The organism is Acidovorax sp. BLS4 (genome assembly GCF_032929295.1).
GTDB lineage: Bacteria > Pseudomonadota > Gammaproteobacteria > Burkholderiales > Burkholderiaceae_C > Paracidovorax.
On record NZ_CP136797.1, the window covers coordinates 4,331,954 to 4,355,537 of the forward strand.

The window sequence follows — 23,584 nt, forward strand, 5'->3', positions numbered from 1 at the left end:
CGGGCCTTTGTTGTTTGGCCAGCCGCAGGGCCGGCCGGTCAGAACAGTTCGACGTCGTCGTTGGACACCTTGGTGTGCAGGTGGCCCTGGTCGATCAGCTCGTCGTAGTAGCACACCCGGTTGCGGCCGTTTTCCTTGGCGAAGTAGAGGGCCTGGTCGGCCTGGCCCAGGATTTCGACCGGCGCACCGCGGTCGGTGCACACGAAGCCCAGGCTGACCGTGACCCGGCCCACCTGCGGAAAGTTGTACTCCTGCACCGCCAGGCGGAAGCGGTTGAACACCTTGTGCGCGGTCGACAGCGTGGTCGAGCGCAGCAGCACCACGAACTCCTCGCCCCCGAAACGGAAGATGCGGTCGTGGCTGCGGAAGGACGAGCGCAGGATGTTGGCGATCAGGATCAGCACTTCGTCGCCATACAGGTGGCCGAAGCGGTCGTTGACCTGCTTGAAGTGGTCGATGTCCACCACCGCCAGCCACTGCTGCAGCGGCTCGCTGGTGTCGGCACCGTCTCCGTCCGCGAGCATCTCGTCGGCCGCGATGCGCACGCTGCCGGACACGCCCGCGCGGCGCGCGAACTGCTCGTCGAAGGTCTTGCGGTTGAACAGCCCCGTGAGCGCATCGCGCTCGCTGTAGTCCAGCAGGCTCTGGTAGTTCTGGTAGACGTAGAAGACGCTCTGGATCACGTCCAGCTTGTGCACCGAGAACGGCCGCGACTGCGTCACCTCGATGCAGGCGTGCACCTCGTCGTGCATCCACACCGGCATCCACAGCGTGTGCTCGCCCTTGCGCAGCGAATGCAGCGCGCGCCGCTCCTTCTGCAAGATGCACTCGTGCAGCGCGGCGTATTGGGTGAGGGGCTCGCGGCGGGAATCGGCCGCCGCTTCGGAGTTGGTCGACACCATCTGGCCCTGGTCGCACCAAGTGCGCGGCCGCACGTATGGAATGCCATCGTCCTTGAAGATTTCGAGCGCACGCACCGCCTTGATCGCGGGCAGCTTCTGGAGCGTGGAGAGCACCGACACCTCCAGCCGAAGATGGTCGCGGTGGCCGGTCATTTCGACCAGGTTGTCGAGAATGGGCTTCATGGATGCGTCGATTCTGCAGTCATGCGGTCAACTTCGGCGCACGAACACCACGTCCCATACACCGTGCCCCAGGCGCAGGCCCCGGTTTTCGAACTTGGTGAGAGGGCGGTAGTCGGGCTGCGGCGCGTAGCCGTCAGCGGTATTGGCCAATTGGGGCTCGGCCGACAGCACCTCCAGCATCTGTTCGGCGTACGGCTGCCAGTCCGTCGCGCAATGCAGGTAGCCGCCCGGCTTGAGCCGGGCCGCCAGCTTGGCCACCAGCGGCGGCTGGATCAGGCGGCGCTTGTTGTGCTTTTTCTTGTGCCACGGATCGGGAAAGAAGATGTGGATCCCATCCAGCGTGCCGGGCGGCACCATGTGGTCGATCACATCGACCGCGTCGTGCTGCAGGATGCGGATGTTGGCCAGGCCCTGCTCGCCAATGCGTTTGAGCAGCGCGCCCACGCCGGGCTCGTGCACCTCGCAGCACAGGAAGTTGTCCTGCGGGCGCACGCCGGCAATGTGCGCGGTGGCCTCGCCCATGCCGAACCCGATCTCCAGCACCAGCGGGGCGCTGCGGCCGAACACGGCGGGGGCGTCGATGGGTTGGGGTGCGTAGTCCAGCACGAAGCGGGGGCCCAGCTCTTCGAAGGCCTTGGCCTGGCCGGTGGTGGTGCGGCCTGCGCGGCGCACATAGCTCTTGATGGTCTTGGGATAGGGGACGTCGGCGGGGGCACCGCCGCCCGCGCGCGCAGGGCGCTGCTCGGGGGGATTCGTCGGGCCGGCATCGGCCAGGGGCAATTGCGTTTCTGTCACGGTGAGCGATTGTAGATTCCGGACCATGCCCGCGCCCAGAGCTCCAGCGCATGGCCGACCGGGGTGTCGTTTGGCCGCACCAGCGGCGGCAGGCCCAACTGGTGCGCGGCGGCGGCCAGCGCCTTGACGGGTTCGCTCGTGTCCACCGGCGGCGCGCCGTGCTGCTTGGAGAGCTTGGCACCGTCGGGCGCATACACCAGCGGCGTGTGCAGGTAGCGCGGCGTGGCCAGGCCGAGGGCGTGCTGCAGCAGGATCTGGCGCGGCGTGTTGTCGGCGAGGTCTTCCCCGCGCACGACGTGGGTGATGCCCTGGTCGGCATCGTCCACCACCACGGCGAGCTGGTAGGCCCACAGCCCATCGGCGCGGCGCAGCACGAAGTCGCCGACCGTGCCCGCCACGTCCTGCGATTGCACGCCCAGCCGGCGGTCTTCCCATACCACGCCGTCCCGCGCGACCGAAGGCCCCGCATCGCGCTCGCACGGCCCTGAACGGGGCGGTGATTTTTTCTGAATTTCCGATGCGCGGAACCGCCAGGACCGTGCCGGCCGACCCTGCAGCCCGCCGCGGCAGGTGCCGGGGTAGGGCAGTTCCACATGGGGTTGGCGCACATGCCCGAGCCGGGCCTGGGCCTGCTCGATGTCGCTGCGCGAGCAGGCGCAGGGGTAAGCCTGTCCCTGGGCAAGCAGGCGGTCCAGCGCTTGCTGGTATGGCAGGCCACGCTCCGACTGCCGCATCACCGGACCATCCGGCAGCAGGCCGCAATCGGCCAGCTGGGACAGGATGATGGCGTCGGCCCCGGGCGCGCAGCGCGGGGTGTCGACGTCTTCGATGCGCACCAGCCATTGCCCGCCGCGTCCCCCGTGCGCCGAGCGCGCGTCCAGCCAACTGGCCAGCGCCGCCACCAGCGAGCCCGCATGCAACGGGCCTGTGGGCGACGGCGCGAAACGGCCGATGTAGCGGGAGAGGGCGCCCAGCGTCATGCCACCGCGAGGGCGAGTTCCAGTCCCGAGACGAACGCATCTTCCAGGCGATGGCCCAGGCACCAGTCGCCGCACAGGCCGATGCCGGTCTTGGCATCCCACAGGTGCGAGCGGCCCAGCGGCGCGAGCGTTTGCGCATAGCGCCAGCGGCAGACCTCGGCGTGCGCGGGCTCGGCGCGGATGCCGGTCACCTCGGAGAACGCTTTGGTGAGCTTGGCCTGCACCCGGGCTTCGCCGTCCTCCAGGTGCTCCCGCGACCACGCGTGGCTGGCCTGCACGGTCCAGCGCTCCACCGGGCCGCGCCCGGGCTTGGAGGACTCGCGCGCCAGCCAGGCGATGCGGTGGTGGGTGCTGCGCGCCGCGTTCCACTGCGGTCCCAGCGTGGTCAGGCCCGGCCGCACCGCCTGGGGAAACGCCAGCATGAGGGTCCAGCAGGGGGCGATGGTGACCTGGGCCAGTGGTGCGTGCAGCGACGGCGCAACGGTCGTGCCCGACGCGGTGCCGGAGGCCTGCAGCAGCGCCAGCGCCGGCACGGAGGGTTGCGCGAGCAGCACCGCGTCGAACCCCGCATGCACCTGCGCCGCGCCATCGGGCGACTCGGTGCGCAGTTGCCAGCGCTTGCCGTCCATGGGGTCGCGTTCGATGCGGGTCACGCGGCAGCCGGTGAGCAGGCGTCCGGCCTGCGACAGCGGCCGCGACCACGCATCCACCAGCGATTGCATGCCAGGGCTGGCAACCCAGTGGGGCTCGCCCGGCGGAGGTGCCGCGGCGGCCACGCGGCCAGCCGCGTCGAGCACGCGCACGGTGTTGGCGCTCCAGGGCCGGCACAGGCCGGGCACGGTTTCCAGGGCCCGTTCGAAGCGCGAGTCGCGCACGGTGAAATACTGCGCGCCGGCATCGAAGCTGCCGAAGGCCGTATCCAGCGTGGTGGTGCGTCCACCGGCATGGGGGGCCTTCTCGAACACCGTGACCTCATGGCCTGCCTGGACCAGCGTGCGGGCGCACACGATGCCCGCCATGCCGGCACCGATGACGGCGAAGCGGCGGGCCTGCGCCGAGGGCGGCGTCTGGGGGGATGGGGTCTCCGTGGAGGGGCTGCGTCGCAGCCGTTGCTTGGATCGTTGGGCAGGTGCTGGGGGCATGGGGCCGAGCCTTTCGGAAGCGAAGTTCAGGAGCAGTGAAACAAGGCCCACTCTACACGCGCCGCCCTTGGCCGCGCGGCTTCGTGCGCTAGAAATGATGATGGTTTTCGAGCAGTGCCTTGCGCGTGGCGGGGCTTTGCAGTTGGGACAGCCACCACTGCAGCGCCCGGCCCGGCGCGCTGTGGCCCGGTCCGCCCCAGGCGTAGTGCAGCTGCACGTTGCGCCGTGCGCGGGCCACCCGGCGTGTCACGAGGCGCCCCGCCTCCAGATAGGGCCGTGCCATGGGCTCTGGGATGAACCCGCCGCCCAGCCCGCGCAGCTGCGCCTGCAGCTTGGCCTGCATGCTGTCCACGGTGAAGACATCCTGCCCCCCGAGCAGGCCCATGGTGACGCTGCCGCGCTGCGCGGAATCGGCCACGGCCACGGCGCGATGCATGCGCAGCACGGTGTCGGTGATGGGTTCCTGCGCAGCGGCCAGCGGGTGGTGGGGCGCGATGGCGTAGAGAAACTCCACCTCTCCCATCGTCTCCTGCTGCAGGCCGGAGACGGTGGAGGCGTTGACCGCCACGCCGATGGCCAGGTCGGCCCGGCCCGAGGTCAGCATCTCCAGCGTGCCCGACAGGATGCCGGTGCGCAGCTTGAGCCGCGTGGGTGGCTCCATGGCGTAGAACGCCTCGGTCAGCTCCAGCAGGGTGGTGGGCGAGATGATGCCGTCCACGCTGATGGTCAGCTGCGGCTCCCACCCCGTGGCGACGCGGCGAACGCGGTGCGCCACCGCGTCCACTTCTTCGAGCAGCCGCGCGCCTTCGCGCAGCAGTTCGGTACCGGCCTCCGTCGGGCGCGCCTGCCGCGCGCTGCGGTCGAACAGCAGCACGTCGAGGGCATCCTCGATCTGGCGCACGCGGTAGGTGAGGGCGCTGGGCACCAGTCCCAGCCGACGCGCCGCCGCGGCGAAGCTGCCGGTGTCGGCAATGACCTGCAGCATTGCCAGGCTGTCGGGGGTCAGGGCATCGCGGGCGTTTTGCATGTTGGGTGCGGCTGGGCTTCAAAGATTTTGAATGATGCCTTCAATCCGCTTGGGCTTGCAAGCCGCACCCTGCTCCTAAAGTCGCTGCACCGAATGAACACCCGCTGCCCATGCTGACCGTCCGAAAATCCCAAGACCGGGGCCATGCCGACCATGGCTGGCTGCAGTCGTACCACAGCTTTTCGTTCGCCGGCTACTACGACCCCCGCTACATGGGCTATGGCAGCCTGCGCGTCGTCAACGAAGACCGCATCGCGCCGGGCACCGGCTTCGGCACCCACGGCCACCGCGACATGGAAATCCTGAGCTACGTGCTGTGCGGCGAACTGGCGCACAAGGACAGCCTGGGCAACGTACGGGGCATTCCCCAGGGCGACGTGCAGCGCATGAGCGCCGGCACCGGCGTGACGCACAGCGAGTTCAACCATGCCCCCGGGCGCTCCACCCATTTCCTGCAGATCTGGCTGGAGCCCGATGCCCGCGGCATCGCCCCCGAATACGAGCAAAAGACCTTCGCCGATGCGGACAAGCGCGGCGTGCTCCGGCTGCTGGCCTCGCCCGATGGCGCGTGCGGCTCGCTCACCGTCCACGCGGATGCCCGCCTGTACGCCGGCCTGTTCGATGGGTCGGAGGCCGCCACGCTGGCGCTGCCACCTGGCCGCAAGGGCTACGTGCAACTGGTGCGCGGGGCGCTGCAGGTCAACGGGCTTGACCTGGCGGCCGGCGACGCGGCCTTCGCCGAGCAAGAGCCCCTGCTGGCGTTCGGGCAGGGCACGCAGGCGGAAGTGCTGGTGTTCGACCTGGCGGCCTGAGAATCGGCCGACTTTCGTTTTCTTTTTCTCCCTGTCCCCTCTCTTTTTTCTTTATCCAACCACCCGTTCGAGGAGTTCTTCATCATGGCAAAAATCGCAGTGGTCTTTCATTCCGGCTATGGCCACACCCAGCGCCTGGCCCAGGCCGTTGCCGAAGGCGCGAACGCGCAGCTCGTCGCCATCGATGCCGATGGCAACCTGCCCGAAGGCGGCTGGGACACCCTGCAGGCGGCCGACGGCATCCTGTTCGGCACCCCCACGTACATGGGCGGCCCGAGCTGGCAGTTCAAGAAATTCGCCGATGCCTCCTCCAAGGCCTGGTTCGGCCGCAGCTGGCAGGACAAGGTGTTCGGCGGCTTCACCAACAGCGCCAGCCTGAACGGCGACAAGCAGGGGACGCTGGCCTACCTGCACACCCTGGCGTCGCAGCACGGCGGCATCTGGGTGAGCCTGGGCCTGCTGCCCAGCAACTCCAAGGCCGCCACCCGCAACGACCTGAACAACCTGGGCGGCTCGGTCGGCGTGCTGGCCCAGTCGCCCTCCGACGCCAGCGTGCAGGAGATGCTCCAGGGCGACCTGGACACGGGCCGGTCGTACGGCGCACGCGTGGCGGAGATTGCGCGCCGCCTGCACGGCTGATAGATTGGCTGGCCCATCCCCTCTCGATCCCTCCCCTCACCGGAGCCTTCCCATGACCCTCGAATTGCGGCGCATTGCCGGCGCACCGCTGGCGCAGACCCTGACGGTTCGCGGGCATCGCCTTGTCGTGGACGGCACCGTGGCCGAGGATGGCGATGACACCGGCCCCAATCCGCACGACCTGTACGACGCCGCGCTCGGCGCATGCAAGGCGCTCACCGTGCTGTGGTACGCGCGCCGAAAGGGCATGGCGGTGGACGACGTGCGCACGGTGATCGACCGCGACGCGTCGGCCGAGCGCAGCGGCACCTACCGCCTGGCCGCCCGCCTGCAGGTGAGCGGTGATCTCACCGACGCCCAGATCGCGGAGCTGGAAGCCGTGGCCGCCAAGTGCCCGGTGCACAAGCTGATGACCAGCGTCACCACCGAGATCACCACCGCCGTGGAGCGCATGCCATGAGCGGGCCGGCCATCCTGAAGGGGCACGACAAGGACCTGGGCGGCGGATTCACCGTGCGCCGGCTGCTGCCATCGCTGCAGCGCCGCTCCGTCGGGCCCTTCGTCTTCTTCGACCATTTCGGGCCGGTGACCGTGGAGCCGGCGTCCGAATACGACGTGCGGCCCCACCCGCACATCGGCCTGGCCACCGTCACCTACCTGTTCGACGGTGCCATCGTGCACCGGGACAGCCTGGGCTCGCTGCAGCAGATCGAACCCGGTGCCATCAACTGGATGACCGCGGGGCGCGGCATCGTGCATTCCGAGCGGCGGCCCGATGCGCTGCGCGACCGCAGCTACGTGAACCATGGCATCCAGCTGTGGGCGGCGCTGCCGATGGCCAGCGAGGACGATGCACCCAGCTTCGTGCACACGCCGGCCGCCGACATTCCCGAGCTGTCGCACGAAGGCGCCACGGTGCGCGTGCTGATCGGCCAGGCGTTCGGCCATACCTCGCCCGTGGCGACGCTGTCGCCCACGCTGTACCTCGACGTGCAATTGGCCGCCGGCGGTGCGCTGATCCTGCCGCCCCTGGCGCAGGAAATGGCGATCTATGCGGTGGACGGCGACCTGCTGCTCGACGGCGAGCCGTTCGCGGCCCACACGCTGGCCGTGCTGGAGACGGGCGCCGGCGCCGCGCTGCGCGCGCCGGACCGGGCGGTGCGGCTGATGGTGATCGGCGGCGACGCGCTGGATGCCCCGCGCCACATCTGGTGGAATTTCGTGTCGAGCCGCAAGGACCGCATCGTGCAGGCCGCCGACGACTGGGACGCCCAGCGCATGGGCCACGTGCCCGGCGAGACCGAATGGATTCCGCTGCCGGAGCGGCGCTTCAAGCCCTGAAATGGAACATTGGGCCAAAACAGCCCGATGCCCTAATAAATCATGCCCCGGCAGCTCATATTTTGATAGCGTTCGGCTCTGTGGCTGATTCCGGCTGCGTCGACAGGTCGTTCGCCAGCACCCGGCGCTCGTCGAACACGAAGCAGCCGCCGTGGTAGTGCGCCCCGTCGGTTTCCTCGAAGTACTTGAGGATGCCGCCTTCGAGCTGATAGACGTTCTCGATGCCTTCCTCGCGCATCAGGATGGCGGCCTTTTCGCAGCGGATGCCGCCCGTGCAGAAGCTCACCACCGTCTTGCCCGCGAACTCGGCCTTGTGCTCGCGCAGCGCCGGCGGAAACTCGGTGAACTTGTCGATGCGCCAGTCGATGGCGTTGTCGAACGTGCCCTGGTCCACCTCGAAGGCATTGCGCGTGTCCAGCGTCACGACCGGCCGGCCCGCGTCGTCGTGCCCCTGCGCCAGCCAGCGGCGCAGGGTGGGTGCGTCCACCGCGGGCGCCCGGCCGTTCGACGGGCGGATGGTGGGGTGGTCCATGCGGATGATCTCGCGCTTGACCTTCACCAGCATCTTGCGAAACGGCTGCTTGGCCGACCAGCTTTCCTTGGGGGCCAGGGGTTCGAAGCGTTCGTCCGTCTTCAACGCATCGATGAAGCCGCGCACCGCCGTCGCCGGCCCGGCCAGGAACAGGTTGATGCCTTCTTCGGCCAGCAGGATGGTGCCCTTGAGGTGGGCCGCCTCGGCCCGCGCGTGCAGCACGTCGCGCAGCTCGGCCGCGTCCGGCAGGGGCACGAACAGGTAGCAGGAGATATTGAGAACGTCGTTCACGGTGGACTCGGGCATGGCAGGCGGGCCGGACGGCCAACGGGGTGGCCCCGGCGTTCGGCTAACTGGCGGGGGTGAGCAGCGCGGTGTCGATCTTGTTGGCCAGCTGGGCAATGGCCAGCGCCGCGGGGCAGCCGGGCATCTGCATCAGCAGCAGCTGGCGCCGCATGACGGCATCGCGCACCGACGTGTCGGCCGGGATGTCGCCCATGTGCAGCAAGCGCATGGAGCGGCCTGATTCGGTGCTCACGAAGCGGTCCAGCACCTGCTGCAACTGGCTCGTGATGGCGCGGCCGTCGCCGGGGCGCGCGGCCTGGTTGACCACCATGCGCACGTGCTGGCGCTTTTGCTGCGTGGCCAGCACCTTGATCGCGGCGTAGGCGTCGGTGAGGGAAGTGGGCTCGGGCGTGGCGACGATCAGCACCTCGGACGCGAGTGACACCGAGAACAGCACCACGTCGGAGATGCCGGCGCCGGTGTCCAGCAGGATCACGTCGAAGCGCGGCGCCAAGGTCTGGATCACGTTCAAAAATTCGCTGCGCACTTCGGGGGTGAGGCGCGAGTACTCGACCATGCCGGAGCCGGCCAGCACGACCGAAAAGCCGCCGGGCGCGTCGATCACGGCATCGTCCAGGTCGGCCTTGCCGGTGAACACGTCGTGCAGCGTCACCTTGGGGTGCAGGTTCAGCACCACGTCGAGGTTGGCCAGGCCCAGGTCGGCATCGAGCACGAGCACGCGGTGGCCACGGCGGGTGAGGGCGGCCGCCAGGTTGGCGGAAACGAAAGTCTTGCCCACGCCGCCCTTGCCGCTCGTGATGGCGATGATGCGGGCGCTAGGCGGCGGGCTAGCGGTGCGCGCAGGCATGTTGGGGCCGGCGGGTGTGGTGGGTTGCGGGGACAGCGCGTCGGTCATCTCTGGGCTTTCAATAGGCGCTGCCTGTGGAATCCATGGGCGGTGGCAGATCGCCCCATCCCGACGGAGTGTATAGCGGGCCGAAGAGCAGGCTCTTCTCCTCGGCACTGACGGTGCTGTCCGGCTGTTCTTCGATGCTGACGCGGTTGCGGCCGGCCATCTTGGCTTTATAGAGCTGGCTGTCGGCACGTTCGCTCCACAGGAGCGTCGTGCTGCGGATCCACTGCAGGGCGAAAGCCCCGCCGATGCTGACGGTGACGTTGAGGTCGACGGAGGGCGAGATGCGCACCGGCGTGCGCTCGATCGCGCGGCGGATGCGTTCCGCCACCACGCGGCCGAAGCCCGCCTGGCAGGCCGGCAGCACCACGGCGAACTCTTCGCCGCCGTACCGGGCCAGGGTGTCCATGGGGCGCACGCAGCCGTTCAGGGTGCGCGCCACCGACTGCAGGACGATGTCTCCGGCCAGATGGCCGTAGGTGTCGTTCACCCGCTTGAAATTGTCGATGTCGAGCATGAGCAGCAGCGCCGCCTCGCCCGCGCGGGTGACGCGGTCGATCTCGCGCTCCAGCACGGTGCGGAAGTGGCGCCGGTTGGCCAGCCCGGTGAGGGGATCCTTGAGCGACAGCTCGCACAGGCCATCGATCAAGCCCTGCAGGTAGTGCAGTGGCGTGTCGGAGGGCAAAGCAGCTTCCGAGCCCGCGGCCTGTGCAACCAACGCATGCGCTGTCGTCAGGCGCAGGTCGCGCAGGTTCACGAATTGAGGGGTCGCAGATTCAGTCACAAAATGCAACAAACAGTATGCACCGAGTGTAGCAGCGGGGGTGGCTTCTGGCCTCTGCGATCCTGGCTCATTCCGTTAATTGTTGCAACACCGCCAGTGCCTGCGCATCCGTGCGGTAGAGCGCGAGGCCCGGTCCCGCCTCCAGAAGTCCCGCCCGGCGCAGCACTTGCTCCACGGGCAGCTTGATGCCGCTCACGTGCAGTTGCCCCCCGCGGGAGGCGGCCAGTTTGCGCAGGCGGGCGAAGGTTTCCACGCCGGTCACGTCGATGCGGTTGACGGGTTGCGCAAAAAGGCACAGGTGCCGAATCTCCGGATGGGCAGCCCAGTGCTCGGCGATGCGGCGTTCCAGGGCCGCGGCGGACGCGAAGTCCAGTTCGGCATCCATCCGCAGGGCGAAGAGCCCCGGCGCGATGGGGGGCAAAAGCCACAGGTGGCGGTCGCGCAGGCTGCCGTCCGGGTGCGGGGACACCTCGATGATGCGCGGGTGCAGGCGCTGGTAGAGAAAGTGCCCCAGGTTCAGCACCAGGCCGACCAGCACGCCCCAGTACATGCGGGGGGCCGTCGCCAGGGTCAGCGCGAAGGTGACGCCGCCGATGACCGTCTCCACCCGCGACACCCGCCACAGCCGCAGCAGCGTGCCGGGCTTGATGAGGCTGGTCACCGCCGTCACCACCACCGCCGCCAGCACCGAATGGGGCACGTGGTACAGCGCCGGGGTGAGCCACAACAGCACCGCCAACACCAGCGCCAGGGCGAAAAGGGTGGCCCAGCCGCTCCTGGCGCCCGCGTAGAGGTTGATCGCCGAGCGCGAGAACGACGCGCTCGTGGCGAAGCTGCCGCACAGCCCCGAGCTCATCTTGGCCAGGCCGTGCGCGATCAGGTCCTGGTTTTCGTTCCAGCGCGTGCCGCCCTGCTGGTGTTCGACCTTGGCGCTGGAGGCGGTCTCCAGGAAGCTCACCAGCGTGACCACCAGCACCGGCAGCACCAGCGCGCCGAACTCGTCCCACGACAGCCAGCCGGGCCAGTAGGGCTTGGGCAGCCCGGCGGGCAGGTGGCCGACCACGGCGCCGTCATGGTCGGCATAGCCGATGGCCCAGCTGACCAGGGCCGCCAGCCCGACGATCACGATGGCCACCGGAAACGTGGCGCGCCAGCGCCGCGCGGCCACCAGCAGCCCCAGGCTGCCCAGGCCGAAAGCCGCGGCCGTCAGGTCGAAATGGTGCAGCGACGGCGACACGGCCAGCGCGTTCCAGGTGGTGCGCAGCCCCAGCAGGTCCGGCAACTGGGAGGCCAGGATGAGCAGAGCCGCCGCCTGGGTGAAGCCGTTGAGCACGGGCGAGGTGACCAGATTGAGCAGCCAGCCGAACCGAGCCACCCCCAGCAGCATCTGCAGCAGGCCCGACAGCAGCGCCATCCAGGCGGCCAGCGCCACCCAGTGCGCACTGCCGGGCTCCGCCAGCCCGGTGAGCGAGGCGCCGATCAGCAGGCTGGTGAGCGCGGTGGGCCCCACGCCCAGGCGGGTGGAGGAGCTCCACAGCACCGCGATCAGCGCGGGCACCAGCGACGCGTAGATGCCGGTGATGACCGGCATGCCCGCCAGCGCTGCGTAGGCCACCCCCTGGGGCACCAGCATCAGGCCGACCGTCATCCCGGCCCAGAACTCCCCTCGCATCAGGTGGCGGCCCGGACGGGGCCAGGCCAGGAAAGGAAACCATCGGGAAAGGGACTGCAGACGCATCCCGCGATTGTCGCGCGGCGGGAGCGGGGCGCCAGCGGCCTCTCGACTGCCTTGTCCTACGCGAGCTTCGGCGCCTTCCCACCGGGTGCAGGGCGCTGCCAACCTAAAGTGCCCACCAGATTCCCCCATTTCCTGCAAGGAGGCCTCCCATGAACGAAACCCGTACTCCCCAAAGCCCCTCCCACCGGATGGTGAGCATTCTTTCGGCCACGCTGCTGGCTTTCGGACTGGCCGCCTGCGACAAGGCCGATGACCGCACGGTGGGCCAGCAGATCGACTCCGCCGTCGCCAAGAGCGGCCAGGTGGCCTCCGACGCCCAGCGCAAGATGGAAGCCGCCGCCAACGAGGCTGGCGATGCGACCCGCCAGGCCGCCGAGCGCGCCGCCGCGGTGATGGACGATGCCGGCATCACGGCCAAGGTGTCCGCCGGCCTGGCCCAGGACGCGGAACTGAGTGCCGTCAAGATCGACGTGGACACCCGCAACGGCATCGTGACGCTGAACGGTCCGGTCAAATCCAAGCAGGCCAGCGAGCGCGCCACGAACATCGCCCAGAACGTGCAGGGCGTGAACTCGGTGGTGAACCAGCTGACTATCTCCAGCGCCGGCTGATCTCCGGCCCGGCTTCTGCCAACCCGGCACGGGTGCCAGGGCCATTGACCGTGCGCCGCCCGGCCCACCCTCGGCGGGTGCGCCGGGCGCTACCATGGCGCCCATGACTTCACCCGCCGACCTCGCCACCCGCATCGTCCACCACGACTACGTGCCCCCTGCGGGCTTCGCCGCGCCGCAGCCTGCGGTCTACAAGGCCTCCACGGTCATTTTTCCCAATGTGGCGGCCATGCGCGCCCGCGAGTGGAAGGACAAGACCAGCTACACCTACGGCCTGCACGGCACCCCCACCAGCTACCAGCTGGAAGAGCGACTGTGCGAACTGGAGGGCGGCAAGCAGTGCCTGCTGGTGCCCAGTGGCCTCGCCGCCATCGCCAATGTCTCACTGGCGCTGCTGCGCGCCGGCGACGAGGTGCTCATTCCCGACAACGCCTACGGCCCGAACAAGGCGCTGGCCGAGGTGGAACTGGCCCACTACGGCATCCGCCACGTGCTGTACGACCCGATGGACCCTGCCGACCTCGCTGCCCGGATCACGCCTGCGACGCGGCTGGTGTGGCTGGAGGCGCCGGGCTCGGTGACCCTGGAGTTCCCCGACCTGATCGAGCAGGTGCGCATCTGCCGCGAGCGCGGCGTGGTCTGTGCCCTGGACAACACCTGGGGCGCGGGTCTGGCGTTCGCGCCGTTCGACCTGCGGGGCGACGGCCAGTGGGGCGTGGATGTGTCGGTGCATGCGCTCACCAAATACCCCAGCGGCGGCGGTGACGTGCTCATGGGCAGCATCGTCACGCGGGACCAGGCCCTGCACCTGCGCATGAAGCTGTGCCACATGCGCCTGGGGCTGGGCGTGGGCGCAAACGACGTCGAATCCGTGCTGCGCTCGCTGCCCAGCATCGGACTGCGCTATCGCGCCCACGACGTGGCGGCGCGCGCGCTCGCCCGTTGGATGGCTGGGCAGCCCGCGGTGGCCCAGGTGCTGCACCCCGCGCTGGCGGGATCGCCCGGGCACGACCAATGGCGTGCGCTGTGCGCGGCCGATGGCGGGGAGGGCGCCGCGGCGGGCCTGTTCAGCGTGGTGATCGACCCCCGGTACTCCCAGGCGCAGGTGGACGCTTTCTGCGACCGGCTGCAATATTTCAAGCTGGGCTACAGCTGGGGCGGACCGATGAGCCTGGTCGTGCCGTACGAGCTGGCGACCATGCGCAGCCGCCCGACGCCGCAGCTCATGCCCGGCACCGTGGTCCGTTTTTCGATCGGGCTGGAGGCCGAAGCCGATCTCCGCCGCGATCTGGCGCAGGCCCTGGCGCATGCCTTTCCCGCACCCTGACGCCCTGAGGAGCCCGGTGGCTGCGCCCGGTGTGGCGCAGCGGCTGGAAGACCCGGGGCCTTGAGGGCATGCTGTTACATTGACCGCTTCAATTCAGGAAGGTACTACCTTGGCAACACCCAACTACGGATACGAAAAGCGCCAGCGCGAGCTCGCCAAGAAGAAGAAAAAGGAAGAGAAGGCGCAAGCCAAGTCCCACCGCAAGGACGACCCGCGGGAAGGCCCCGCGCAGGACGACGGCCAGCAGAGCGCACCGCCCGCCGACGGCAACGCGCCTGCGGCCTGATCTCTTAACGGCCCGCTGCAGCCGCACCGCCGGCCCAGGTCCAGGCGCTCCGCCCGGCGACCGGGCCCGCCAGGGCGCCGCCCGTCAGCGCAGCAGCTTGCGCAGCTCGGGCCACACGTTGGCCAGCATGGCCGGGTGGGCCTCGGCCTTGGGGTGGATGCGGTCGGGCTGGAACATGGCGGTCGGGTCGGCCGCATCGGCCACGCCCTTGAGCAGGAAGGGCACCAGCGCCGACTGGGTGTCCTTGGCCACGCTGGCGAAGGTGCCGGCAAAACGTTTCGCGTAATCGGTGCCGTAGTTGGGCGGCACCTGCATCCCCACGATGAGGACCTTGGCGCCCGACTGTTTGGCCGCCTGGGCCATGGCCTTCAGGTTGTCGGCGGTGTTCTGCAGCGGCAACCCGCGCAAGGCGTCGTTGCCGCCCAGCTCGATCACGACATGGCTGGGCCGGTGCTGGGTCAACAGGGCCGGCAGGCGGGAGCGGCCCCCAGAGGTGGTGTCGCCGCTCACGCTGGCGTTCACGACCGTGGCGTCGATCTTCTCTTCGGCCAGCTTCTTTTCCAGCAGCGCCACCCAGCCCGTGCCGCGGGCCAGTCCGTACTCGGCGCTCAGCGAATCGCCCACCACCAGGATGACCGGCCTGGCCGCCGCAGCGGCCAGCGCAGCAGGGGCACAAAGCCCTGCGGCCGCGCCGGCCGCCAGGGCCGCGATAAAGTGACGCCGGTACAACAGATTTCGATTCACAGCAAAGCACCTTTCATGTCGGAAACTCCTTCCTTGCCCACCCACCCCATCATCGCCGTGGAGCACGTGCACAAGTCGGTGACGGACTCGACCGGCACCCTCGACATTCTGCGGGATATCGATTTCCGGCTGGCTGCGAGGGAAACCGCGGCCATCGTGGGCGCCTCGGGCTCGGGCAAGAGCACGCTGCTGTCGATCATCGCGGGGCTCGATACGCCCACCCGCGGCACCGTGCGCCTGGATGGGCAGGACCTGTTCGCCATCGACGAAGATGCCCGCGCCGCGCTGCGCGCGCAGAAGGTGGGCTTCGTGTTCCAGAGCTTCCAGCTCATGGGCAACCTGACCGCGCTGGAGAACGTCATGCTGCCGCTGGAGCTGGCCGACCGCCGCGACGCACGCAAGCTCGCAGCCGACATGCTGGGGCGCGTGGGGCTGGGCCAGCGCCTGTCTCACTACCCCAAGGTGCTGTCGGGCGGCGAGCAGCAGCGCGTGGCGCTGGCGCGGGCCTTCGTGGTCGAGCCGGCCGTGCTGCTGGCCGACGAGCCCACCGGCAGCCTGGACTTCGCCACGGGCGAGACCATCATGCGGCTGATGTTCGAGTTGAACCGCGAGCAGGGCACCACGCTCGTGCTCGTCACGCACGACCGGGGCATCGCCGCGCAGTGCGAGCGGCGCATCACCATCGACGCGGGGCGCGTGTCCGAGGCCTGAGGCTTTCGTGGGGGCTTTGGGCCGTTTGTGCCCTGTGCCGGGATATTGCATGCCTTGGTTGCTATCAAATAAATAGCAATCGGTCGCTCGGTCCGTGGCGCGGATAATCCCCGCATGTCCAGCCCCAAAGTCCTCTTCGGCTTCCACGCCGTCGGCGTGCGCCTGAAGACCGCGCCGCAATCCATCATCGAGATCTACTACGAGGCCACGCGGCGCGATGCCCGCATGCGCCAGTTCCTCGACCGCGCCAACGCCGCCGGCGCGCGCCTCATCGAAGCCGACAGCGCGCGCATCGCCAAGCTGGCAGGCAGCCAGGGCCACCAGGGTGTGGCGGCGCGGGTGGAGCCGGTGGCCCTGGCCACCTCGCTCGACGAGCTGCTCGAAGACCTGGAAGCCTCCGGCGTCGCCCAGCCCCTGTTGCTGGTGCTGGACGGTGTGACCGATCCGCACAACCTGGGCGCCTGCCTGCGGGTGGCCGACGGCGCCGGCGCGCAGGCCGTGATCGCGCCCAAGGACCATGCGGTGGGCCTGAACGCCACGGTGGCCAAGGTGGCCAGCGGTGCCGCAGAGACGGTGCCGTACTTCATGGTGACCAACCTCGCGCGCACCCTTAACGAGCTCAAGGAACGCAACATCTGGTGCATCGGCACCAGCGACGATGCGCCCAAGACCATCTACCAGGTGGACCTGAAAGGCCCTGTGGCCCTGGTGCTGGGCGCGGAGGGCGACGGCATGCGCCAGCTCACGCGCAAGACCTGTGACGAGCTGGTCTCCATCCCCATGAAGGGCGCGGTGGAGAGCCTGAACGTGTCGGTGGCCAGCGGCGTGTGCCTGTACGAGGCGCTGCGCCAGCGTACGCCTTGAACCGGTCTTCTCGCCATGCCGCGCTTGCCGCAGCCTGACCCCGAAGACACCTGGAGCGGCTCGGGCGACCTGCATACCACCATCGCCTGGGTCGACGCCGCGCAGCACATCGTGGTGCTGACCGGCGCGGGCGTGAGCGCCGAGTCCGGCGTGCCCACATTCCGCGATGCGCAGACCGGACTGTGGGCGCGGGTGCGCCCCGAGGACATGGCCAGCGAGCCCGGCTTTCGCGCCGATCCCGCGGGTGTCTGGGCGTGGTACGAGCACCGCCGCGCGCTGCTGCAGGGCGTGCAGCCCAATGCGGGCCACCGGGCGCTGGCGGACTTTGCCCGGCGCCATCCCGGCCGCCTCACGCTCGTCACGCAGAACGTGGATGGCCTGCACCAGATGGCCGGCAGCGAGGGCGTGCTGTGCCTGCATGGCGAGCTGCGCGGCAACCGCTGGCTGGACGATCCGCGCGGCTGCTGCGATCTGGCCCACGCCGAGGCCGGCGCACCACCGCGCTGCGCCACCTGCGGCAATCTCGTGCGCCCGGCCGTGGTGTGGTTCGGCGAGTCGTTGCCGCTGGACATCCTCGGTCAGGCGCAGGAGGCGGTCAGCGCCTGCAACCTGATGCTGGTCGTGGGCACGGCCGGCGCCGTGTACCCCGCGGCCGGCCTCGCCCATATGGCCCGGCGCATCGGGGCGCGCGTGGTCATCGTCAACCCGGCGCCAAGCGAACTCGACGGCACGGCCCATGCGGTGCTCCGCGGTCCGTCGGCCGAAGTCTTGCCCCTGCTGCTGGGCCGGGATCGCCCGGCAGGCGACACGCCACCGGCGGCAGCGCCGCGATAATCGCACGGTCTTCAGGGCGGGGTGGAATTCCCCACCGGCGGTAGGCGGTGCGGGAGGTCTCCCCGCGCCGCGAGCCCGCGAGCGCTCCGCATGCGTCCTTCGGGATGGGCGGAGGTCAGCAGACCCAGTGCGACGCGGCTCCAAGGAACACGGTTCCTGGCCCGTTCAGTCTGGGGCCGACGGTCACAGTCCGGATGAAAGAAGATGGGGCGCGCAGCCATGCGCGCCCTGGTGCCTGCGCGCGCTTGCCATTCGGGCGTGCGCCGGTGCTTCTTGCATGCCTTGAGGCGTTTCCTCACCTTCCAGGAGCGTTTCATGAACACCGCCGTTTCCGTTTTTTCTTCCTTTTCCTCTTCCCCTTCCACGCCTGCGGCCGTGGCCGTCGATCACGGCGTGCAGCTGGCGCCCATGCCCGAGGTCATCGCCGCCATTGCCGCGGGCCGTCCCGTGCTCGTCATGGACGATGCCGACCGCGAGAACGAGGCCGACCTCGTCTGCGCGGCCGACAACCTCACCGAGGCCACCATGGCCCTGATGATCCGCGAGGGCAGCGGCATCGTCTGCCTGTGCCTCACGCCCGGGCATGCGGGCGCCTTGGGCCTGCGGCCGATGGTGGAGGTCAACCGGTCCTCGTTCGCCACCGCCTTCACCCAGTCCATCGAGGCGGCCCATGGCGTGAGCACGGGCGTGTCGGCGGCCGACCGGGTGCAGACGATCCGCTGCGCCCTGCAGGTACCGGCGCCCGGCGGTGCCCCGCAGATCGTCAGCCCCGGCCATGTCTTTCCGCTGGTGGCACGCCCGGGCGGGGTGCTGGAGCGCACCGGTCACACCGAGTCGGCCGTGGACCTGGCGCGCCTGGCCGGCCGCGCGCCCGCCGGGGTGCTGTGCGAGCTGATGAATCCGGATGGCAGCATGGCCCGCGGTGCGGACGTGGCGCGGTTCGCCCAGGCCCACGGTCTGCTGTGCACAACCGTGCAGGCGCTGGTGGCGCATCGGCAGGGATTGCAGGCCTTGGCGGAAGAAGGCGGGCAGGGCGGCGGCAGAGTGCCCGCCGCCCATGCGGCGGTCGGCGAACCCGCTTGATGGCCTTCAGGGTCTTCAGGCCGCTTCGGCGCTGGCCTGGCTCAGCGATTCGAGCGCATCCGCATCCAGCTTCAGACTGGCGGCCTGCACCAGTTCCTGCAGTTGGTCCAGCGACGATGCACTGGCGATGGGCGCGGTGATGCCGGGCTGCGCCATCTGCCACGCGATCGCCACCTGGCCGGGGGTGACCTCATAGCGTTCGGCCACCTGGTCGAGTTCGGCCAGGATGCGCAGGCCCCGGTCGTTCAGGTAGGTCTGCACCACCTTGGCGCCGCGCGGGCTCTTGTCCACGTCCGCCGCGCTGCGGTACTTGCCGGTCAGGAAGCCGGCGGCCAGCGCGTAGAAGTTGATCACGCCCACGCCCTTTTCCAGGCACAGGGGGCGCAGCTCTTTCTCGAACACGTCGCGGTCGTACAGGTTGTACAGCGGCTGCAGGCTTTCATAGCGCGGCACGCCCAGGCGCTCGCTGGTGTCCAGGGCCTCGGCCAGGCGCTTCGCGGAATGGTTGGAGGCGCCGATCGCGCGCACCTTGCCTTCGCGGATCAGGTCGGCGTAGGTGCCCAGGGTTTCCTCCAGCGGGGTACCGGCATCGTCATCGTGAGACTGATAGAGGTCGATCACGTCGGTGTGCAGGCGCCGCAGCGAGTCGTCCACCGCGCGGCGGATGTAGTCGCTGCCCAGACCCACCTTGCCACCGCCCATGTCCTTGCCCACCTTGGTGGCCAGCACGATGCGGTCGCGCTTGCCGCTGCGCTTGAGCCACTGGCCGATCATGGCTTCGGACTCGCCGCCCATGTGCCCCGGCGCCCAGCGCGAGTACACGTCGGCGGTGTCGATGAAATTGAAACCCGCGTCCACCCAGGCATCGAGCAGCGAGAACGTGGTGGGCTCGTCCACCGTCCAGCCGAACACGTTGCCGCCGAAGCACAGTGGCGAAACCTGCAGGCCCGAACGGCCGAGGGGGCGAAATTGCATGGGGGACTCCTTGGATTGCGGAAAAGACAGGCCCGATGCGAATCGGGCCACGAAGAAAACGGGGTGCGGCAGCAGGCCCGGGGAGGCCCGGCCAACGCCGATGGCGAAGGTGCCAAAGCCATTGTTGCGGCATACGCCACCCGGCGCGGTAAGACGACCGCTGAATCTTCACGCCCCTGGAGTCAACATGGGCTGTTAAATCCACGGGCGCGCCTGGTCACACCACGCCCAGCGCCCCCAGCACCGCACCGGCCGCCAGCAGCCACAGCAGGTGAAGCCGGGTGCGCCATACCACCAGCGCGCACGCGCCACTCAGCAGCCACAGGCGCAGGTCGGTGCCGGCGCCATGGTGCACGCTGCCCAGCAGCCAGGCGGTGGCCAGCAGCAGGCCGATCACCACGGGCGCCAGCCCCTGCTTGAAGGCGCGCACGCTGCGCCGGTGCCTGTTGCGGTGGCCCCAGCGCGTGGCCAGCCAGGTCAGAACCGTGCTGGGCAGCATGATGCCCACCAGGCTCAGCGCCATGCCCAGCGCGGCCGCGGCCCAGCCCGCCGCGCCCGGCCCGCCGGCGTTCAGGCCCACGTTCCAGCCCAGCAGGCCGACGAAGAGCACGTTGGGCCCCGGCGCGGCCTGGGCGATGGCGACCGAGGCGTTGAACTGCACGTCGGTGATCCAGCCCTGCCGTTCCACCAGGAACCGGTGCATGTCGGGCGCGGCGGCAATGGCCCCACCCACTGCCAGCAGCGAGATGGAGGCGTAGTAGAGGAACAGGTTCAGCCAGTCCACCGGCTGCAAGGCGAGCATGGGGGCCGGCGTCATGGGGCGATCTTCCGCCAGGTCACAGCGCATGCCGCGCCGCCCACCACGGGCAGCACCCAGGCCAGCGGCCAGCGCAGCAGCGCCATGGTGCCGAAGGTCGCGGCCACGAAGGCCCACCCGGCCACCGGGCCCAGCGGGTGCGTGCGCAAGGCCCCCGCCATCCGCAGAGCCACGCCGCCGACCAGGCCAGCCGCCACCGCTCCCATGCCGCGCAAGGCGCCACTCACGGCGGGGTGGCCGGAAAACTGCGCATAGACAACGGCCAGCGCCAGCACCAGCAGCAAGGGAAACAGCAGCATGCCCGCCAGTGCCACCAGGGCGCCACGCAGTCCGAAATAGCGATCGCCGACCACCACGGCGAGGTTGACCACGTTGGGCCCCGGCAGGATCTGCGCCACGGCCCAGTCTTCGAGAAATTCCTCATTGGTGAGCCACCCCTTGCGGTCCACCAGCTCGCGCTGCACCACGGCCAGCACGCCGCCGAAGCCCTGCAGCGCCAGGAGGGTGAACGACCAGAACAGGTCGGCCAGATGGGCCGGGCGGGGGCGGTCGGCCGCTGCAGGCGGCAGCGTGGCGGGGGCCGGGGGGGCGGGTGAACGGGGCATGGCGGATTCGGGGCGGAAAGGAGCCGGGAGCGGGCGGTGGTTCGGGCCGATATTACGGCGCATGGCGGATGCCCGCCCTGGCGATGAGCGAAGTTTGGTGTGGCACCCTGGCCCCGCGCTGTGGGGGCGGGCAGGGGTTCGCGGAGCCTGCCTGATCTTCGCGTGTGGGATGGCACCGCCGAGTGGCTGCCGCTAACTTGCCGGGCCTATGATTCATCGCCTTGCCGCTCGGGCGCGCGTGCCGCGCCATCCCCTCGCCAGACTGACATCGGGGCCCCCGCTGCCGGCGGGCTCCACGCTGAAATCGCAGAGCGGCTCCCCTGAATTGAAGGCAGCCCCTCGCAGCGCAGGCCACGGGGCCCTGTCCCCGGTCCGCTCGGCGGCCTCGGCACTTCGAAGCCTGTCTGCCAGGCGAACCACCCATTCCGCGGCCTCCAATGGCGCATACGCCAACGGCTCCGTGGAGATGTTCGCGGTCGGCACGCTGCCGCCCGTCGGGCCCGGGCGATGGGCCTACCTGGCCGATCCGGCCCACTGGCAGCCCGAGCGCCGCAAGCTGCACGATGCGCTGATCGATGACTCCTTTCGCAAGGCCTCTGTCTTCGCGGAATGCGTGGAGCGGTCGGGCTGCGATCCGACACTGTTCGCCTTGCGCGGCAATACGGCTGCCGGAAAGACCCGGCTGGCCCGATCGGCCGTGCCGGCCCTGGCCGACGCCCTGCAGGAAAGCGGCGGGGGCAGCATCAATCCGGACGCGTTCAAACCGCGGCTCAGGAAGGCGCACGGCCAGCCCCGACTGACCCCGGCCAACGTGCACGCGGAGTCGTGCGTGCTCGCCGACCGGCTGGAGCGCCAGATCGCCACAAGGAAGACCGCGAGCGGAAAGCCGGCCAGCATGCTGGTCGACAAACGGCTGGGCGGAGCGCACGAAGTCGCCAGCTACATCGCACTGTCCGAGCACACCGGCCGCCAGGTCGAGATGTACGACATCGACACCCCTCTGGAGCGTTCGCTGCTGGGTGTCCTGCAACGCAAGCCCGACGGGGACGATCCGCGTCCGCCCTATGCCGCCGTCGTCGCCGGCTACTCCGCCGTTCGCGGCAATCGCCTGGACGTCATCGACCAGTTCCTGGCGAAGCCGCAGATCGGCACCTACCACCTGATGGGCACGTTGGCGACGGGAGAGAAGGCGCCTGTCGCGACCGTTGCGAACGGGGAGCTGACGATCCACGACGCGGACCAATACGCCGAGATCGTGGTGCTCTCCGACTTGCCCGCCAGCGACATGGGCGAACAGGTGATCGACGACGGGACGATCAGGCAGCTGACGCACGCCATGCCCGCCGCCATCGCCGAGACCGCTCGCGAAGCCTTGCAGAAATATGCCGGCCTGTCTTGGTCCCAGGCGCTGGGAATCCACTGCACGCTGAATGGACAAGATTGAAGATGACCCAACTCAAAGGCGAAGCCGCCCTGGCTTTTCATCGGCAACTCAGGGAACGCGCGCAGCAGCAGCGGACGGCGCGGCTGCAGGCCGCCAAGGCGCATGCCGCATCGAGCGGCAAGGAGGCCTTCGACCTCGGGAAGCTCCAGACGCTTTACGATACGACGCAGCGCGGCCGCTGGATCGATCTCGCGCAGCAGGCGGTGGGCTACGAGTACCTGTACTACGTGGAGTATCCGCAGGTGCCTGACCTGCAGGCATTTGCCCGCAGCCTGGACGAGATCGACTACTGGTCGTGATGCTTCGGACGGGCGCCCGTCGCCCGCTTCCGCGTCTGGAATCTTCCACTGGTAGGAGACACTTTGAAGCTGATCCGATATGGCCAGCCGGGCGCGGAGCGCGCCGGGCTCGTCGATGCGCAAGGCGTTGTCAGGGACCTGTCCATGCTGCTGCCCGACATCGGCCCCGCCCAGCTGTCGCCCCGCACCCTGGCCGCCCTCGCGGCGCTGGACACGTCGCGCCTGCCCGTGGTGCCCGAATCGGAACGCCTGGGCTGCCCGGTGGCGGGCGTGGGCAAGATCGTGTGCGTGGGGCTCAACTATGCCGACCATGCGGCCGAAGCGGGCCTGGCCGCGCCGGCCGAGCCCGTGCTGTTCATGAAAGCCACCACCGCGCTGAGCGGGCCCACGGACCCGGTGCGCATCCCGCCCGGCGCGCTGAAGGCCGACTGGGAGGTGGAGCTGGGCATCGTGATCGGCACGCGCGCGCAGCATGTGGCCGAAGACTCGGCGCTGCAGCATGTGGCGGGCTACGTGCTGGCCAACGACGTATCCGAGCGCAGCTACCAGATGGAGCGCGGCGGTCAGTGGGACAAGGGCAAGGCCTACGACACGTTCGCGCCCATCGGACCCTGGCTGGTCACGGCCGACGAGGTGCCCGACCCGCACGCCATCGGCCTGTGGCTGGAGGTGAACGGCGAGCGCATGCAGGACGGGAACACGCGCAACTTCATCTTCGGGGTGCCCCGGGTGCTGTCGTACATCAGCCAGTTCATGACGCTGGAGCCGGGCGACATCGTGCTCACCGGCACGCCGGCGGGCGTGGGACTGGGCAAGAAGCCGGCGCCGCGCTTTCTGCGGCCGGGCGACGCGATGCGGCTGGGGGCCACGGGCCTGGGCGAGCAGCGCCTGGTGTGCGAGGGCGGCTGAGC

The 23,584-nt window shown here is 69.5% G+C and carries 27 protein-coding genes and 1 riboswitch; of the genes, 14 read left to right on the forward strand and 13 right to left on the reverse strand.

The window, feature by feature from the left end; all coding sequences use genetic code 11:
• Positions 1-38 precede the first annotated feature (38 nt).
• The 5 genes from R1Z03_RS19930 to R1Z03_RS19950 form a co-directional block, all read right to left on the reverse strand.
• Positions 39-1,085: a GGDEF domain-containing protein gene (locus R1Z03_RS19930; RefSeq protein ID WP_284431204.1), complete on the reverse strand. Its 1,047-nt coding sequence runs from the start codon at positions 1,083-1,085 to the stop codon at positions 39-41.
• Positions 1,086-1,112: 27 nt separating this feature from the next.
• Positions 1,113-1,907 carry a tRNA (guanosine(46)-N7)-methyltransferase TrmB gene (gene trmB, locus R1Z03_RS19935; RefSeq protein WP_317354340.1) on the reverse strand — a complete coding sequence of 265 codons (795 nt, stop codon included), beginning with the start codon at positions 1,905-1,907 and terminating at the stop codon, positions 1,113-1,115.
• Positions 1,877-2,860 carry a tRNA glutamyl-Q(34) synthetase GluQRS gene (gene gluQRS, locus R1Z03_RS19940; protein WP_317354343.1) on the reverse strand — a complete coding sequence of 328 codons (984 nt, stop codon included), beginning with the start codon at positions 2,858-2,860 and terminating at the stop codon, positions 1,877-1,879. Before gluQRS ends, trmB begins: the two co-directional genes overlap by 31 nt.
• The gene (locus tag R1Z03_RS19945) at positions 2,857-4,002 is read right to left on the reverse strand and encodes an FAD-dependent oxidoreductase (RefSeq protein WP_317354345.1); all 1,146 of its coding nucleotides are present in this window, start codon (positions 4,000-4,002) and stop codon (positions 2,857-2,859) included. Before R1Z03_RS19945 ends, gluQRS begins: the two co-directional genes overlap by 4 nt.
• Before the next feature lie 88 nt (positions 4,003-4,090).
• Complete coding sequence (locus R1Z03_RS19950; RefSeq protein ID WP_272569350.1) at positions 4,091-5,029, reverse strand: LysR family transcriptional regulator; 939 nt, start codon at positions 5,027-5,029, stop codon at positions 4,091-4,093.
• A gap of 110 nt (positions 5,030-5,139) precedes the next feature.
• On the opposite strand from R1Z03_RS19950, the gene R1Z03_RS19955 reads away from it, so the two are divergent.
• The 4 genes from R1Z03_RS19955 (at position 5,140) to R1Z03_RS19970 (ending at position 7,821) form a co-directional block, all read left to right on the forward strand.
• Complete coding sequence (locus R1Z03_RS19955; RefSeq protein WP_284431200.1) at positions 5,140-5,841, forward strand: pirin family protein; 702 nt, start codon at positions 5,140-5,142, stop codon at positions 5,839-5,841.
• 84 nt (positions 5,842-5,925) lie between these two features.
• On the forward strand, positions 5,926-6,480 hold the full coding sequence (locus tag R1Z03_RS19960; protein WP_272569353.1) for a flavodoxin family protein: 555 nt from the start codon (positions 5,926-5,928) through the stop codon (positions 6,478-6,480).
• A 52-nt stretch (positions 6,481-6,532) separates the two neighbouring features.
• Positions 6,533-6,940, forward strand: a complete 408-nt coding sequence (locus R1Z03_RS19965; protein WP_272569354.1) for an OsmC family protein — start codon at positions 6,533-6,535, stop codon at positions 6,938-6,940.
• Positions 6,937-7,821, forward strand: coding sequence for a pirin family protein (locus R1Z03_RS19970; RefSeq protein ID WP_317354350.1), 885 nt, complete (start codon positions 6,937-6,939; stop codon positions 7,819-7,821). Before R1Z03_RS19965 ends, R1Z03_RS19970 begins: the two co-directional genes overlap by 4 nt.
• A 55-nt stretch (positions 7,822-7,876) precedes the next feature.
• On the opposite strand, the gene R1Z03_RS19975 is transcribed toward R1Z03_RS19970, so the two are convergent.
• The 4 genes from R1Z03_RS19975 to R1Z03_RS19990 are packed head-to-tail and all read right to left on the reverse strand — an operon-like array spanning position 7,877 to position 12,073.
• Positions 7,877-8,659, reverse strand: a complete 783-nt coding sequence (locus tag R1Z03_RS19975) for a sulfurtransferase (protein WP_317354351.1) — start codon at positions 8,657-8,659, stop codon at positions 7,877-7,879.
• Positions 8,660-8,702: 43 nt separating this feature from the next.
• The gene (locus R1Z03_RS19980; protein WP_317354352.1) at positions 8,703-9,554 is read right to left on the reverse strand and encodes a MinD/ParA family protein; all 852 of its coding nucleotides are present in this window, start codon (positions 9,552-9,554) and stop codon (positions 8,703-8,705) included.
• A gap of 10 nt (positions 9,555-9,564) precedes the next feature.
• Complete coding sequence (locus R1Z03_RS19985) at positions 9,565-10,347, reverse strand: GGDEF domain-containing protein (protein WP_372588176.1); 783 nt, start codon at positions 10,345-10,347, stop codon at positions 9,565-9,567.
• 55 nt (positions 10,348-10,402) lie between these two features.
• A complete protein-coding gene (locus tag R1Z03_RS19990) occupies positions 10,403-12,073 on the reverse strand; it encodes a SulP family inorganic anion transporter (RefSeq protein WP_317354355.1) in 1,671 nt (556 codons plus the stop codon).
• Between the two features lie 149 nt (positions 12,074-12,222).
• On the opposite strand from R1Z03_RS19990, the gene R1Z03_RS19995 reads away from it, so the two are divergent.
• From R1Z03_RS19995 to R1Z03_RS20005, 3 genes are all read left to right on the forward strand, one after another.
• Positions 12,223-12,684, forward strand: coding sequence for a BON domain-containing protein (locus R1Z03_RS19995; protein ID WP_284431196.1), 462 nt, complete (start codon positions 12,223-12,225; stop codon positions 12,682-12,684).
• Between the two features lie 103 nt (positions 12,685-12,787).
• A complete protein-coding gene (locus R1Z03_RS20000; protein WP_317354359.1) occupies positions 12,788-14,011 on the forward strand; it encodes a PLP-dependent transferase in 1,224 nt (407 codons plus the stop codon).
• Positions 14,012-14,120: 109 nt separating this feature from the next.
• Positions 14,121-14,297, forward strand: coding sequence for a hypothetical protein (locus R1Z03_RS20005; RefSeq protein ID WP_284399897.1), 177 nt, complete (start codon positions 14,121-14,123; stop codon positions 14,295-14,297).
• Positions 14,298-14,381: 84 nt separating this feature from the next.
• Here R1Z03_RS20005 and R1Z03_RS20010 read toward each other — a convergent pair whose 3' ends face one another.
• On the reverse strand, positions 14,382-15,026 hold the full coding sequence (locus R1Z03_RS20010) for an arylesterase (protein ID WP_284431194.1): 645 nt from the start codon (positions 15,024-15,026) through the stop codon (positions 14,382-14,384).
• Between the two features lie 30 nt (positions 15,027-15,056).
• Here R1Z03_RS20010 and R1Z03_RS20015 point away from each other — a divergent pair, with 30 nt between their 5' ends.
• The 4 genes from R1Z03_RS20015 to ribB all read left to right on the forward strand — a co-directional run bounded on the left by R1Z03_RS20015 (position 15,057) and on the right by ribB (position 18,533).
• Complete coding sequence (locus tag R1Z03_RS20015; RefSeq protein ID WP_272569367.1) at positions 15,057-15,752, forward strand: ABC transporter ATP-binding protein; 696 nt, start codon at positions 15,057-15,059, stop codon at positions 15,750-15,752.
• A 114-nt stretch (positions 15,753-15,866) separates the two neighbouring features.
• Positions 15,867-16,616, forward strand: coding sequence for a 23S rRNA (guanosine(2251)-2'-O)-methyltransferase RlmB (gene rlmB, locus R1Z03_RS20020; protein ID WP_317354365.1), 750 nt, complete (start codon positions 15,867-15,869; stop codon positions 16,614-16,616).
• A gap of 15 nt (positions 16,617-16,631) precedes the next feature.
• Positions 16,632-17,450: an NAD-dependent deacylase gene (locus R1Z03_RS20025; RefSeq protein ID WP_317354367.1), complete on the forward strand. Its 819-nt coding sequence runs from the start codon at positions 16,632-16,634 to the stop codon at positions 17,448-17,450.
• A gap of 3 nt (positions 17,451-17,453) precedes the next feature.
• Positions 17,454-17,660: riboswitch (FMN riboswitch) on the forward strand.
• 198 nt (positions 17,661-17,858) lie between these two features.
• A complete protein-coding gene (gene ribB, locus R1Z03_RS20030; RefSeq protein WP_317360443.1) occupies positions 17,859-18,533 on the forward strand; it encodes a 3,4-dihydroxy-2-butanone-4-phosphate synthase in 675 nt (224 codons plus the stop codon).
• A 15-nt stretch (positions 18,534-18,548) separates the two neighbouring features.
• On the opposite strand, the gene R1Z03_RS20035 is transcribed toward ribB, so the two are convergent.
• The 3 genes from R1Z03_RS20035 to R1Z03_RS20045 all read right to left on the reverse strand — a co-directional run bounded on the left by R1Z03_RS20035 (position 18,549) and on the right by R1Z03_RS20045 (position 20,930).
• Positions 18,549-19,508: an aldo/keto reductase gene (locus R1Z03_RS20035; RefSeq protein WP_317354370.1), complete on the reverse strand. Its 960-nt coding sequence runs from the start codon at positions 19,506-19,508 to the stop codon at positions 18,549-18,551.
• Between the two features lie 217 nt (positions 19,509-19,725).
• Positions 19,726-20,325 carry a chromate transporter gene (locus tag R1Z03_RS20040; protein ID WP_317354373.1) on the reverse strand — a complete coding sequence of 200 codons (600 nt, stop codon included), beginning with the start codon at positions 20,323-20,325 and terminating at the stop codon, positions 19,726-19,728.
• Positions 20,322-20,930: a chromate transporter gene (locus tag R1Z03_RS20045; protein ID WP_317354375.1), complete on the reverse strand. Its 609-nt coding sequence runs from the start codon at positions 20,928-20,930 to the stop codon at positions 20,322-20,324. Before R1Z03_RS20045 ends, R1Z03_RS20040 begins: the two co-directional genes overlap by 4 nt.
• A gap of 466 nt (positions 20,931-21,396) precedes the next feature.
• Between R1Z03_RS20045 and xopAJ the strand changes: the two genes are divergently transcribed.
• The 3 genes from xopAJ to R1Z03_RS20060 all read left to right on the forward strand — a co-directional run bounded on the left by xopAJ (position 21,397) and on the right by R1Z03_RS20060 (position 23,582).
• Positions 21,397-22,374, forward strand: a complete 978-nt coding sequence (gene xopAJ / locus R1Z03_RS20050) for a XopAJ/AvrRxo1 family type III secretion system effector zeta toxin (protein ID WP_317360445.1) — start codon at positions 21,397-21,399, stop codon at positions 22,372-22,374.
• 2 nt (positions 22,375-22,376) lie between these two features.
• On the forward strand, positions 22,377-22,673 hold the full coding sequence (locus tag R1Z03_RS20055; RefSeq protein ID WP_317354379.1) for a hypothetical protein: 297 nt from the start codon (positions 22,377-22,379) through the stop codon (positions 22,671-22,673).
• A 63-nt stretch (positions 22,674-22,736) separates the two neighbouring features.
• Complete coding sequence (locus R1Z03_RS20060; RefSeq protein ID WP_317354382.1) at positions 22,737-23,582, forward strand: fumarylacetoacetate hydrolase family protein; 846 nt, start codon at positions 22,737-22,739, stop codon at positions 23,580-23,582.
• Positions 23,583-23,584: the final 2 nt, after the last annotated feature.